The sequence below is a fragment of the Actinokineospora baliensis genome (assembly GCF_016907695.1).
In the GTDB taxonomy this organism is placed as follows: domain Bacteria; phylum Actinomycetota; class Actinomycetes; order Mycobacteriales; family Pseudonocardiaceae; genus Actinokineospora; species Actinokineospora baliensis.
Map to the genome: position 1 here is coordinate 6,240,997 of NZ_JAFBCK010000001.1, position 12,862 is coordinate 6,253,858.

A 12,862-nucleotide genomic window follows, 5' to 3' on the forward strand; every position below is an offset into this window, starting at 1 on the left:
GGGGCGGCCCCTCAGCTCGGGCTCAGCCCCAGATCGCGGCCACCCACTCCGGGTGGTCGATGAACGGGTTGCGGTTGTGCTGGAAGCTGTCGTAGATCACCTGGTTGCGGCGCTTCTCGAAGGCGTCCGGCGGGTCCTGCGCGTGCCAGGCCAGCAGGGTGGAGAGCTTGCCGTGGTAGGGCGCGGTGCCGTTGTTGACGCTGTTGTTCACGTCGAGGTCGACGTACCCGTCGCCGCCCTCGTAGCGGACGTCCATGTACAGGATCATCCTGGCCACGTCGCCCTTGACCGCGTCGCGCGGTTCCCAGGAGTCGGCGTCGGTGTAGTTGCCGGGGGCCTCGGCCGCGGGCGAGCCGCCGTTGTCGAAGTCCTTGTTGCCGCGGTTGGAGTTGACGGAGACGTCCTCCGGGCGCAGGTGGTGCACGTCGGTGCCGGGGCCGGTCGCGGTGCCGAAGTCACCGTGCGACTTGGCCCAGACGTGCTCGCGGTTCCAGTCGTTGGCGCCGCCGCCGTTGCTGGACTTGCTCTGCGAGCGGCCGCTGTAGAGCAGGATGACGTTGTTGGCGTTGTTCGGGTCCTGGTCGGTGACCTTCAGCGCGTCCCACACCTGCTCGTAGGTGAGCTTGCTGCCGACCCGGATGATCTGGTTCAGCGCGGCCTTGAGCTGCGGCCCGGTCTTGCCCTGGGCGGCGGCGTAGTAGTCACCGGTCGGCCCACCCGTCGTGGTGGTGGGCACAGTGGTGGTCGGCGGCGTGGTCGTGGTGGTCGGCGCGCCGACCCGGGCGAACGCCGTGGTCGAGGTCAGCCCGGCGTGGCTGAAGTAGGCGCTCAGCGAGCCGGTGACGTCGAGCTGCGCGCCCAGCAGCGACGGGTTCGTCTTGAGCCCGTAGGCCGAGCGGAACGACGTGGTGATCTGCACGTACACCATGCGCGTGGTGTTCGTCTCGGCCGCGGTGTCGGCCAGCGCGAGGGCGTAGTCGGACGGGAAGTTCGACCGGACCACGGTGCTGGTCGCGGTGGGCTGGCCGACGACGTAGCCGCGGACGGTGGCCGAGGCGCCGTTCTGGCCCGCGATCGCCTGCGCCACGGTGATCGGCGCCGCGGCCGACGCGGCCTTCGCGGACGGTTGGGCCTGCAGCGCCACCACGGCGGTGGCCAAGCAGGCGATGAGGGCTAACAAGGACCAGCGACTGCTGCGCACGGGCGGTGTCCTCTCCCCGACGGTGACCAAAGTCGACAGAGCGTGACTCTGATTTCACTTTCGAGTGAAGGATGCCAGGTGATCACCAACCGGAGCGTGAACGCGGTGGAGCGGACCGGTGGCGGCGGGATGGCCGTGCGCCGCGCCGGGGAAGAAGAGGCGGCCCCGCCGTCGGGGGGTGACGGGGCCGCGATGGTGTAGTCGCCGCAGGCCCCGGGGGTGTTACCGACCCGTGTGGACCGGTCAGCGGAGTGTGCGCTCCGCAGTGGACGGTGTCACCCGAACAGCGGAAGGCGGAGGGTGAACCGGGCTCCGGTGCCCGGTCCGTCGCTGTGCGCGGTCACCGTGCCGCCGTGCAGGCCGACCACCGCGCGCACCACGAACAGGCCAACTCCCAGACCGCCTGCGCGGGTGTCCGCCACCCGGGTGAACGACTCGAACAACTCTTCCGAGTGAGCGCTGTCGAAGCCGATGCCCTCGTCGACCACCACCAGCTCGGCCTCCGCCGCGGCCCCGGTGAGGGTCACCGCGATGGCCGACCCCGGCGGGCTGTACTTGACCGCGTTCGACAGCAGGTTGCCCAGCACCTGCCCCAGCCGGACCCGGTCGCCGAGCACCCGCACCCCGGTCGCGGGCACGTCCACCCGAACCGGCCTGCCGATCCCGGCCACCCCGTCGGCCACCACCTCGCGCAGGTCGACCGGCAGCCGGTCCACCCGCAACCCGCCGGAGATCACCCGACCCGCGTCGAGCAGGTCCTCGGTCATCCGGTTGAGCGCGGTCACCTGCCGGTCGAGCACCCCGAGCGCGGCGTGCTCGCCGACCTCGTCGCCAAGCAGCTCTGCGGCGGCCCGCAGCGCGCCGAGCGGGTTGCGCAGCTCGTGCGCGACGGCGGCGAAGAACCGGTCCTTGGCCTGGTGCTCCCGGCGCAGCGCTGCCCCCGCCTCGGCCAACCGGTCGTTGGCCGCCTTGAGCTCCCTGGAGCGGACGAACAGGTCCACCTCCAGCCGCTCCAACCGGGCGTCGGGGCGGGCGGCGACGAGCTCGGTGACGTCCTCCACCCGGTGCAGCACGTACCGGATCGCGCCGTCGGGCCCGATCAGCGGCGTGTTCACCGGGCTCCAGTGCCGTTCCACGAACGCCCCGCCAGGACCGATGGCCAGGTCGTAGCGCTGGATCGGCATGGTGTCTGCGCGCCCGGTGCGCAGCACGGTGTCCAGCGACCGGCGCAGGTTGCGCACGCCGTCGGCGGCGAGCAGGTCGGGGTTGTCCGGGAAGGCGGTGAAGATGTGCTTGCCGAGCAGGTCGGCGCGCGCGGTCCCGGTCGCCGCGAGGTAGGCCGGGTTCACCTCGACGATGACCAGGTCCGGGTCCACCACCAGGTACGGCGACGGCGTGCAGTCGAACAGCAGGCCGAAGTCCATCACAGGTCCATCCGGTAGCCGAACCCGCGCACCGTGGTGATCCTCGGTTCGGTGACCCCGGCGGCGAGCAGCTTGCGGCGCACCCGGTAGACGTGTTCGTCCACTGTGGACGGCGCCTGCCAGCGCGACGACGAGCCCCACACGTTGTCCAGCAACTGCTCGCGGGAGAAGGTCTGCCCCGGCGTCGCGGCGAGGAACTCGACGAGCCCGTACTCACGCGGGGTCAGCGCGATCGGGGTGCCCGCGCGGCGCACCTCGCGGGCGCTGGTGTCGATCACCAACCCGCCCACCCTGATCGCGGTGGTCGCCGGTGCCGGGGCGGTGCTGCGGCGCAGCACGGCGCGGATGCGGGCGGCCAGTTCCCTTGGCGAGTAGGGCTTCACGACGTAGTCGTCGGCGCCCAACTCCAGGCCGACCACCCGGTCGGCCTCCTCGCCGCGCCCCGTCACCACGATCACCGGCACCGCGTCGTCGCGGCCGCGCACCGCGCGCAGCAGGTCGAGGCCGTTGCCGTCGGGCAGCCCGAGGTCGAGCACCACCAGGTCGACGCGCTCGGTCTCCACCAGGTGCAGCCCGGCCCGCACGTCGGCGGCGGGCAGCACCCGGAAACCCTCGCGGACGAGGAAGTCCCGCGCCATCGCGGCGAGATCGGGCTCGTCCTCGACGAGCACCACGGCGGGGCGGTCGTGGGGGTTCTCGGAGTTCACTCCGGCTCGCACTCCGGGTCGGTGGAGGTCTGTGGGGAAAGCGGTCGTTGAGGAAACGTTGAACCGCCGCAGATGGGCTGGCCAAGCCAGGACGGTATCACTGAGCGCAGCACGGGCCGCAAGGGTCGGGTGACCGCCGATCAGGCGAAAACCCGAGGCCAGTTCACCAATTCCGAGCGAGGCGATAACCATGGCGACACGAGCACCGCTTGTCGATGTGCTGATCGAGATGGCCGTGGCCCAGGCTGGCGATGTCGCGCTGCCGCCCTACCTGGGTCAACTCGCCCGGCGCTGCGCCGAATTCGCGGCCGCCGACCTGGTCGGGGTGCTGCTCGCCGACGGTGACCGGACCCTGCTTTCGGCTGACCCCCTCCCGGGAGATGAGCGGTATTCCGATTTGTTCGACCGGCAGTGCGAGACCGGTCCGGCGGCGGTGGCCTTCCGCACCGGAACGGAATCCTCGGGACCGGTATCGGCGTGGCCCGGATTCGCGGGCGACACCGGATTCCGGCGCGCGCACGGCATTCCCCTGCGGGTGGGCGCGACGACGATCGGCGCGATCTGCCTCTACCGGGTGGCCGACCGGCCGTTCAGCGGCGAGGAGGTCGCCGCGGTGCGCGCCATCGCGGACGTGGCGGCCGTGCGGGTGGACACCGAACGCGCTCTGCGGCGGCAACGCCTGCTGGCCGAGCAGCTGGAGTCGGCGCTGCAGTCCCGCGTGGTGATCGAACAGGCCAAGGGGGTGCTCGCCGAGCGGCGCGGCTTCGCGCCGCCCTCGGCGTTCCAGGAGCTGCGGTCGCTGGCCCGCGCGCACAACCTCAAGATCGCCCAGGTCGCCGAGGAGGTCGTGCGCAGCGCCGAGCGCACCAGGCTGGCCGCCCGCGGCTGACCAGCACCGGGGTGGCCGCGCAGACCGCGACCGGCCGGGAGAGGATGGTCGGGACCGAACAGTCGAAACACGAGGAGCACGTATGGCTGCGCAGAAGCCCGAGATCGACTTCCCCGAGGGCGCGCCGCCCGCGGAGTTGGAGATCACCGACATCACCGTCGGCGACGGCCCCGAGGCCGTCGCGGGTCAGCTGGTGTCGGTGCACTACGTGGGTGTCTCGCACTCCACCGGTGAGGAGTTCGACGCCTCCTGGAACCGCGGCGAGACCTTCGCCTTCCCGCTCGGCGGCGGTCGGGTCATCGCGGGCTGGGACCAGGGCGTGGCTGGCATGCGCGTGGGCGGTCGGCGCAAGTTGGTCATCCCGCCGCACCTGGGCTACGGCGACCGGGGCGCGGGCGCCAAGATCAAGCCGGGCGAGACCCTGATCTTCGTCGTCGACCTGCTCGGCGTGAACTGACCGGGAGAACCCACCCCGCCCGGCACCGGCGTCCACCAGCGGTGCCGGGCGGGGGATCCGGTTCAGCGCAGGTACTCCAGCAGCACCGCCACCGCGGCCGGGTCCTCGACGTGGGCGTTGTGCCCGACCCCCGGCAGCACGACCGGGTTCGGCACCAGGGTCCGCAACTGCTCCACCGGGGACATCGGGTCGTGCTCCCCCGCCGCCAGCGTCACCCGGCACCGGGCCGCGGCGAGCAGTCCCGGCAGGTCCGGCCGCCCGACACCGAACGCCCTCGGGTCCAGCGCGGCCCGCCAACCGCCGCCCGCCTCAGCCACGGGACCGCCGGGCAGCCCAGCGAGCTTGCCCGCCCAGGTCTCGGCCTCGGCCTTGGTCTCGAACACCTTGGGCGGCCGCGCGGCCAGCGCCGCGCCCTTCGCCAACTCGTCCGGCGACCAGCTGATCTTGACGCCCAACGCGACGACCGCGTCGACCCGGACGCCGAACCAGCCCGAGGCCAGCGCCAGGGCCACCACCCCGCCGAGGGAGTGGCCGAGGGCCACCACGGGCCGGTCCGGGTCGAGCCCGGCGGCCACGCGAGCGGCGAGCGCGCCGAAGGTGTAGCGCTCCAGCGGCGCGGCACCGGCGTGGCCCGCGAGGTCCGGCGCGACGACCGGCCCGTCCCAGTGCTCGGCCAGGCCGTCCCACAGCGCACCCCCGCCTGCGAGGCCGTGCACCAGGAGCAAGGTCGGGAGTTCAGTCACGGACCCGATCTTGCCTTACCGGGTCAGCAACCGCCGCAGTTGAAGTAGGTCACGTCCCAATGATCATTTTCATGGAAGTACACGTTGCCGCTGCCCGAGCGCCACTGGTTGCCGCCGATCGAGGTGAAGGTGCCCTTGATGTAGTTGGTCAGGCAGCTGCTGAGCGCGAAGTCCAGCTTGTAGCCGTTGTAGTGGCTGTAGGTGCCGCTGGCGTGGCCGACCTCGGTGCCGCCGGTGATGTTGAGCGCGCACCCGGTGGCGCTCTTGAGCGTCTGCGCGCCCTGGATGGTGCTCAAGTTGACCTGCTCGAACGAGGTGCAGTTCGGCTTGGTGCGGTCGCTGCAGCCGCCGCTGGAGGACCAGGTGATCCCCGACGAGCGCAGCCGGGTGGTGGCCTGGCTGTGGGTCAGCTTGGTGACCAGCGCCGACGCGGTGCCCGCGGCGGGGGCGAACACCGGGTCGTGCTCGGGGCCGGTGGTGGCGCCCGCGGTGCTGGTGACGAGTAAGAGCGAGGTCGCGGTGGCGGCCAGGACGGCGGCCGCACGGGCGAGGACGCGCATGGGGGACCTTTCGCCGGGGACTGGGCTGGAGATCAACTCCAGCGCGTAGCGTAGTGGTCACCAACGGGATAACCCAGCAAGTGTACGGAAATTTTCCCACTTGGCCGCCCTGGGGCAACCTCAGCCGACGCTCGACCGGTCCACCCGCTCGGCCGGGTGCGCCCGCCAGTCCCGCACCGCCAGCACCAGCGCGACGGCCACCAGCCCGACCGCGACGAACAGGGCGACCGCGATCGCCGAGGAGTACCGCCCGGTCCCGCCCAGCACCGCGTGGAAGACCGCGGCCAGCGACGCGGTGCCCACCGCGGTGCCGATCCGCTGACCGGTCTGCAGCACCCCGCCCGCCACCCCCGCCAACCGGTTGGGCACCTGCGAGAGCGTCATCGTGGTGTTGGGCGAGATCACCGCGCCGCCGCCGACCCCGGCCAGCACCATCGGGACCACGATCCACAGCCCCGCCGCCGGACCGGGCACCGCGAGCAGCACCACCGCGACCGCCGCCAACCCCACCCCGACGGCGGTCAACCCGCACACGGTGATCACCCGCCCCCAGCGCGCGACCAGCCTGCCCGCGACCGCCGCGGCCACCGCCGACCCGAGCGCGAACGGCGTGACCGCCAACCCCGACTCCAGCGGCGTATACCCGAGCCCACCCTGGAAGAACACCGCGAACACCAGCCAGATCCCGGAGAACCCGCAGAAGTAGGCCAGCGCGATACCCGCACCCGCGACGTAGCCGGGGGTCTCGGTGAACAACCGGGTGTCCAGCAGCGGCGCCCGACCCCGGTCGACCACCCGCCGCTCCCACCGCAGGAACCCCCACCCGAGCGCGGCGGCCAGCGGGAACAACCACCACAAACCACCCAGTCCCCCGCTTTCCGCGCGCACCAGCGGGAGCAGCACCGCGAGCACGGCGGCCCCCAACAGCAGCGCCCCGACAACATCGATGTCCACCCGGCGACGGCCACCCACCGCGGGCAGCACCCGCAACGCGAGCACCAGCGCGGCGATCCCGATCGGCAGGTTCACGTAGAACACCCAGCGCCAGCCCTCCGGGTCGCCGAACACCGCCAGGATCACCCCGCCCGCGATCGGCCCAACCGCCGTCGAGATCCCGATGGTCGCCCCGAGCACCCCGAAGGCCTTGCCGCGCTCGGGGCCGCGGAACAGGTCCTGGATCAGCCCGGAGTTCTGCGGGGTGAGCAACCCGCCCATCAACCCCTGCGCCAAGCGGGCCACCACCAGCCACAGCAGGGAGGGCGCGGCCCCGGCCAAGGCGCTGGTGAGCACGAACCCGGTCAACGCGACCAGGAACATCCGCCGCCGCCCCAGCGCGTCACCGAGCCTGCCACCCGCGACGAGGGAAAGCCCGAAGGTGAGCGCGTACCCGGAGATCACCCACTGGATCCCGCCCGGACTCGCCCCCAGATCCGCCCGCATCGACGGCAACGCCACCGTCACGATGCTGACGTCCAACAACGCCATGAACCCGGCGATCTGGGTCACCGCGAGCGCCCGCCACCGCCGAGGATCCGGTTCAGTCACCCCATCGTCCTACCCGTTCCAGCGACCCCACGCACAGCCGGTCCCATTCCGGCCGCATCGCCCACCACGGTCGAGCGGAAAGAAGCCGCGATCGGGTCACGCGAGCCGTCAGTGCAGCAGGACCGGGCCCCGAGTTCGGCCGAGCGGGAGTGGCGCAGATCGGGCCCGCCCCGACCCGCGCGGCCAACCAGGCCGCCACCTGCTCGGCAGGCTCCCGAACTGGCATCCCTAGCCCAGCCGAGTGGGATGGGACCCCGACAGGTTCGCCGCAACCCCACGCACGGGTCGCACCTCCAGTCGGCTCCCGCCCCGACCGAGCCGGAAGAAGCCGCGATCGGTCACACGAGCCGTCAGTCCAGCAGGACCGGTGCCCCGAGTTCGGCCGAGCGGGAGTAGCCCCAGATCGGGCCCGCCCCGACCCACGCGGTGCGACCACCCACCCCGCCACCCGCTCGGCAAGCTCCCAAACCGGTATCCCAAGCCCAGCCGAGTGGATGGGACTCCGACAGGTTCGCCGCAACCCCACGCACGGTCGCACCTCCGGTCGGCTCCCCGCCCCGGCCGAGCCGGAAGAAACCGCGATCGGGTCACGCGAGCCGTCAGTGCAGCAGGACCGGTGCCCCGAGTTCGGCCGAGCGGGAGTGGCGCAGATCGGGCCCGCCCCGACCCACGCGGTGCGGCCAACCACGCCGCCACCCGCTCGGCAGGCTCCCGAACTGGCATCCCTAGCCCAGCCGAGTGGATGGGACTCCGACGGATTCGCCGCAACCCCACGCACGGTCGCACCTCCGGTCGGCTCCCCGCCCCGGCCGAGCCGGAAGAAACCCCAACCGTGGCGGCCATGACCCGCACCGTCAGTCCAGCAGGACCGGCGCCCCGAGTTCGGTCGAACGGAACGCGGCCTCGATGGTGTCGGCCACGTCGGCCGTCTCGGCTGGGGGCACGGGGTTCGGGGCCTCGCCGCGCAGGCAGGCGGCCAGGGCGGTGTAGAAGCCCAGGTAGTGGCCGTCGAGGGTGGGGGTGGGGTGGGAGCCGGTGGCGGTGGTCAGGTGGCCCCACTGGGACTCGGGGTAGCTGCCGAAGCCGGGGTCGGTGGGGAGGCGGCCGGAGCGGCTGGCGGATTCCTGGGGGTCGAGGCCCCAGCAGTGGTAGCCGACGTCGGGGCCCGCTAGGGCGAAGCGGGGGGCGACGGGGACCGAGGCCTTGCTGGTGCGCAGGTAGGACACGACACCGCCGGGGTGGGTCAGGTGCACGGTGGCGTCCTCGGGGGCGGGCGCGCCCGGCCGGGTCGCCTGGACCTGGGCGTACACCGCCGTGGGGCGGCCGAACAGGACGATGGCCTGGTCGACGAGGTGGCTGCCGAGGTCGTAGCGGATGTCGGCGAGGTCGGCCGGGTCGGCGCTGCCCTTCCAGCCGGTCTTCACCGGCGCGGCGGCGCGCTCGAACCGGGACTCGAACCGGGTCACCCCGGCCAGGTCACCCCGCTCCAGCAGGTGGCGGACGGTGCGGAAGTCGCCGTCCCAGCGCCGGTTCTGGAAGGTGGTGAACACCCGGCCCGCGCGCTCGGCGGTGGCGGCGAGGTCCCGGACCTCGCGCCCGGTCGCGGCGGCGGGCTTGTCGACCACCACGTGCAGCCTGGCGTCGAGCGCGGCGCTCGCCTGGGCCACGTGGTACCGGTTGGGCGAGGCGACGACGGCGAGGTCGAACTCGGCGGCGCGCGGCCAGACCCGCGAGACGGAGTCGATCACCTCGATCCCCGGGTACCGCGCGACGGCGTCGGCGGCCCGGCCGGAATCGCCGGTGACGACGGCCACCAGGCGCAGCCCCTCGGCGGCGGCGATGAACGGCGCGTGGAACGCGCTGCCCGCCAATCCATAACCGATCAAGACCACGGCCGCTTCGGTGGACATCGCGTTCCTCCCCGGTGGTTACTGGTGCGTACCGCGCCGGTGCGGCATCCCGAACCCGCCGGTACCCGACATCGCACCGCGCAGGGCCGCTTCCTTACGACGCCACGGGTGCACCGCTTGGTACACGCAGAGCATCGCCCACAGCTCCTGCGCCACGCCGTGCGGATCCTGCGAGCGCAGCGCGACCGGGCCCGCCTCCAGGGACTCGAACAGCGCCTCGAACCGCCAGCGGGTGCGGTGCAGCGCGGCCAGTTCCGCGGCGGGCGCCTGGTCGGGGTCGAGCAGGGTGGTGACCAATACCGCCTCCGGTGACTGCAGCACCCGCACCGCGAGCGAGTCGGTCACCGGGTCGCCGTCGGCGAGCACCCTGGACAGGAACGAGCCGTCCGGCAGCACGTGCAGCCGGGGCAGCGAGATCGGCGCGCGGGCCCGCCAGAGCAGGTCCGCGCCCCGGTCGGCCGCGGCCCGCCACAGGTCGTGCTCCGCGGCGGAGCGGTGCGCCACCACCAGCGTGCCAGGGCTGATCGTGTCCAGCACCCGGCTGCCGAGCTCCTCGCGCGGCGACCCGACGGCCACGTCGAGCAGCGAGCCGGTGTCGTGGCCCGCGAGCACCGAGACCCGCACCTTGGAGTGGTCGAACGCGGCGAGGTTGGCCGCGGTGTCGGGGATGTCGACCACCCCGGCGTCGAGGGTGCACACCCGCATGCCGCGCCAGCGGATCGCCTCGGCGCGGTCGGCGGCGGCGCGGCGCAGGAACAGCCTGCGCATCACCTCGGGGCCGAGCCGCTTGCGAGCCTTGGTGATCGACCCGGTGCTCGGCGCCGAGCGGGTGCCGGTGGCCACCCCGGCCCAGCGCATGCCCGCGGTGAGCCTGGCGAGCACGGCGTCGTAGCCCGCTCCGCCGAACAGCCATAACGCGAGGGTGAAGTAGACCATTGTGCGCGCGGGCAGCGCGCGCGAGCGCTGCTCCCGCGCGCCCGCCGCGTCGATGGCGGCGTCGACCTCCTCGGGCGGGAACGCCTTGAGCAGCATGCCGATCGCGACCCGGTCGGACAAACGGTCCCGCGACGCCTTAGCCGCACGTGTAATTCCGCCCACAGAAAGGACCCCTCATCCAAGCCTACTTAAGGAAGTAACGACCAGTCGATCTTGTCGACGAGTGCGGCGACATGAATAGCATCGGGGAGGACCCGAGCGCCAGAGGCCCCGGACCGCGAGACAATTCCGGAAGACCTACCCTCGGAATCGCCCGGTTCGTCGACCTGGGGCCGGGCCGCGTTTTCCCTACACCCATTCGGCGGGTTAAGCAGGCCGCCGAGAAGGAGTGATCCGACATGTCCGCAAAGTCCCTCGCCGTCGCGGCTGTGTGCGCCTCGGTGGCCGCACTCGTGCCCGCGACGACCGCCGACGCGACCATAGCCCCGGTGCGCGCCGGGTTCGTACTGACCGTCCAGCGCGCGGGTGAGCTGCCAAGACTCGCGGTGCTGCGCTGCGCGCCCGACGGCGGCACGCACCAGGCCGCCGCCGCGGCCTGCGCGCAGCTCTCGCAGGTCAACGGCCGGTTCGAGAAGCTCAACGTGGTGCCGGACGCGATGTGCACGCTCGAGTACGACCCGGTCAAGGTGACCGCGGTCGGCCTGTGGGGCCGCAGGCCGGTGCACTACCGCGCGGAGTTCGGCAACCGCTGCCAGCTGCACACCGCCACCGGAGCGGTGTTCGGCATCTGAGCGAGACGGGCGCCGTGGCGCCCACTACCGCACCCGGACCGCGCGCACCCGGCCCGGCATTGCGGGGCTGACCGATGAGTAGTTCACGACGGCTTCCACTAACCGTCACCATTCACCTCATCGGGTGTCACGACATCGAATGAGTGGGGCGGAATTGCCGTATCGGTCCGATCCGGTATTCGCCGAGGTGACCACCGCCACCACTGAGCGACCGAATGGCCTTGCCGCCACGGGTTCGGCGGCGCGGCTCGCACCCGAACGCATTGCGGCCGCGCCGTCGGACCAGCGGTGGCGATTCTGCCTTATGGCTTTCCCTGGTGACCCGATCGAGTGAGAGTTGCCGGACACGCCCGACCGGACGGGTAGGTTCTGCCGGGTGACCGGTCAGATCTGGGCACCACCCGCTCCCGCAGGCCACCACCCCACCCCCGGCGCGGTCGACACCGGGGCGGCACCCCGAGCGACCCCGCGGTCGACCGGCGGCGTCGCCGACATCGACGAGGCCGTGGAGTTCCTGGAGCTGTTCCACGCCGAGAACCCGCAGGCCGGTCCAGCCGCGCCGCGGGTGGCGTGGGTGCGCGCCGAGGTCGAGCTCACCGGCACCTACCGGCACACCAGCGCGGAGCTGACCCACGGCGCCCGGGTCGCCTGGCGCAACAGCGCCCGCTGCGTCGGTCGGCTGTACTGGCGCAGCATGCGGGTGCGCGACCTGCGCTCGGTGCGCGCCCCGGCCGAGGTGGCCCGCCAGTGCGCCAGGCACCTGCGGCTGGCCACCAACGGCGGCCGCATCCGACCGCTGATCACCGTCTTCGCCCAGGACGCGCCGGGCCGCCCGGCGCCGAGGATCTGGAACGAGCAGCTCATCCGCTACGCCGGTCACCCGGCCGACGAGCACGGGCGGGTGACCGGGGACCCGCGCTACGCCGGGTTCACCGCCGCCGTGACGGCCATGGGCTGGCGGCCACCGGCCGAGCCGGGGCCCTTCGACGTGCTGCCGCTGGTGATCTCCGGCCCGGACGGCCACGCCAGGCTGTTCTCGCTGCCCCCCGACGCGGTCACCGAGGTCGCGCTGACCCACCCCGAGTACCCGTGGTTCGCCGACCTCGGCCTGCGCTGGCACGCGGTCCCGGCGATCAGTTCGATGCGGCTGCGCGTCGGCGGCGTCGACTACCCGGCCGCGCCGTTCAACGGCTGGTACCTGGGCACCGAGATCGGCGCCCGCAACCTGGCCGACCACGACCGCTACGACCTGCTGCCCGCGCTGGCCGAGCGGCTGGGCCTGGACACCTCCCGCGAGGCGTCGCTGTGGCGGGACCGGGCGCTGGTCGAGCTCAACATCGCCGTGCTGCACTCCTACGCCGCCGCCGGGGTCACCATCAGCGACCACCACACCGAGGCGGCCCGGTTCATGATGCACCTGGAGCAGGAGGCCAAGGCGGGCCGCAAGTGCCCGGCGGACTGGAGTTGGGTCGTGCCCCCGATGTCGGGCTCGCAGACCCCGCTGTTCCACCGCTACTACGACACCGACCACCTGCGGCCCGAGTTCATCGCCGACGAGCACGCCACCGCGACGGCGCTGCACGGCACACCGCCGCCGTTGCCGGGGCAGGCCGACGGGGGTCCGCCGCTGTGGTCGTACCTGCGCGGCACCCGGTCACCGGTGGGCGGGTGAGCGGGTCACCGCCGACCCGCTCACCCG

The 12,862-nt window shown here is 72.7% G+C and carries 13 protein-coding genes and 1 pseudogene; 5 read left to right on the forward strand and 9 right to left on the reverse strand.

Annotated elements, in window-relative coordinates; translation table 11 throughout:
* Nucleotides 1–22: 22 nt before the first annotated feature.
* Nucleotides 23–736: an endonuclease I family protein gene (locus JOD54_RS27725; RefSeq protein ID WP_204456714.1), complete on the reverse strand. Its 714-nt coding sequence runs from the start codon at nt 734–736 to the stop codon at nt 23–25.
* A 60-nt stretch (nt 737–796) separates the two neighbouring features.
* Nucleotides 797–1,201: pseudogene (locus JOD54_RS34740) on the reverse strand (DUF6359 domain-containing protein); the annotation flags it as partial.
* A 78-nt stretch (nt 1,202–1,279) separates the two neighbouring features.
* Here JOD54_RS34740 and JOD54_RS35340 point away from each other — a divergent pair.
* A complete protein-coding gene (locus tag JOD54_RS35340) occupies nt 1,280–1,402 on the forward strand; it encodes a hypothetical protein (protein ID WP_275592690.1) in 123 nt (40 codons plus the stop codon).
* 74 nt (nt 1,403–1,476) lie between these two features.
* Here the strand turns inward: JOD54_RS35340 and JOD54_RS27730 are convergent, their stop codons facing one another.
* Together JOD54_RS27730 and JOD54_RS27735 are read right to left on the reverse strand one after the other, a co-directional pair.
* Nucleotides 1,477–2,625 carry a sensor histidine kinase gene (locus tag JOD54_RS27730; RefSeq protein ID WP_204454779.1) on the reverse strand — a complete coding sequence of 383 codons (1,149 nt, stop codon included), beginning with the start codon at nt 2,623–2,625 and terminating at the stop codon, nt 1,477–1,479.
* Nucleotides 2,625–3,332 carry a response regulator transcription factor gene (locus JOD54_RS27735; protein WP_307860344.1) on the reverse strand — a complete coding sequence of 236 codons (708 nt, stop codon included), beginning with the start codon at nt 3,330–3,332 and terminating at the stop codon, nt 2,625–2,627. Before JOD54_RS27735 ends, JOD54_RS27730 begins: the two co-directional genes overlap by 1 nt.
* 190 nt (nt 3,333–3,522) lie before the next feature.
* Here JOD54_RS27735 and JOD54_RS27740 point away from each other — a divergent pair, with 190 nt between their 5' ends.
* Entirely contained in the window at nt 3,523–4,221 is a 699-nt protein-coding gene (locus tag JOD54_RS27740) for a GAF and ANTAR domain-containing protein (RefSeq protein WP_204454781.1), read from the forward strand.
* An 82-nt stretch (nt 4,222–4,303) separates the two neighbouring features.
* Nucleotides 4,304–4,678, forward strand: coding sequence for an FKBP-type peptidyl-prolyl cis-trans isomerase (locus tag JOD54_RS27745; RefSeq protein ID WP_204454783.1), 375 nt, complete (start codon nt 4,304–4,306; stop codon nt 4,676–4,678).
* A 62-nt stretch (nt 4,679–4,740) separates the two neighbouring features.
* Here the strand turns inward: JOD54_RS27745 and JOD54_RS27750 are convergent, their stop codons facing one another.
* From JOD54_RS27750 to JOD54_RS27770, 5 genes are all read right to left on the reverse strand, one after another.
* Entirely contained in the window at nt 4,741–5,421 is a 681-nt protein-coding gene (locus JOD54_RS27750; RefSeq protein ID WP_204454785.1) for an alpha/beta fold hydrolase, read from the reverse strand.
* A 23-nt stretch (nt 5,422–5,444) separates the two neighbouring features.
* Nucleotides 5,445–5,981: a hypothetical protein gene (locus tag JOD54_RS27755; RefSeq protein ID WP_204454787.1), complete on the reverse strand. Its 537-nt coding sequence runs from the start codon at nt 5,979–5,981 to the stop codon at nt 5,445–5,447.
* Nucleotides 5,982–6,101: 120 nt separating this feature from the next.
* A complete protein-coding gene (locus tag JOD54_RS27760; RefSeq protein ID WP_204456719.1) occupies nt 6,102–7,466 on the reverse strand; it encodes an MFS transporter in 1,365 nt (454 codons plus the stop codon).
* A 914-nt stretch (nt 7,467–8,380) separates the two neighbouring features.
* Complete coding sequence (locus JOD54_RS27765; RefSeq protein ID WP_204454789.1) at nt 8,381–9,436, reverse strand: Gfo/Idh/MocA family oxidoreductase; 1,056 nt, start codon at nt 9,434–9,436, stop codon at nt 8,381–8,383.
* An 18-nt stretch (nt 9,437–9,454) separates the two neighbouring features.
* Nucleotides 9,455–10,492, reverse strand: a complete 1,038-nt coding sequence (locus JOD54_RS27770; RefSeq protein ID WP_204454791.1) for a transposase domain-containing protein — start codon at nt 10,490–10,492, stop codon at nt 9,455–9,457.
* 278 nt (nt 10,493–10,770) lie between these two features.
* On the opposite strand from JOD54_RS27770, the gene JOD54_RS27775 reads away from it, so the two are divergent.
* Together JOD54_RS27775 and JOD54_RS27780 are read left to right on the forward strand one after the other, a co-directional pair.
* Nucleotides 10,771–11,163: an SSI family serine proteinase inhibitor gene (locus JOD54_RS27775; protein WP_204454794.1), complete on the forward strand. Its 393-nt coding sequence runs from the start codon at nt 10,771–10,773 to the stop codon at nt 11,161–11,163.
* Nucleotides 11,164–11,539: 376 nt separating this feature from the next.
* Nucleotides 11,540–12,835 (forward strand): nitric oxide synthase oxygenase, encoded by a 1,296-nt coding sequence (locus tag JOD54_RS27780; RefSeq protein ID WP_372440348.1) that lies wholly within the window; start codon nt 11,540–11,542, stop codon nt 12,833–12,835.
* The last annotated feature ends 27 nt before the right edge of the window (nt 12,836–12,862 follow it).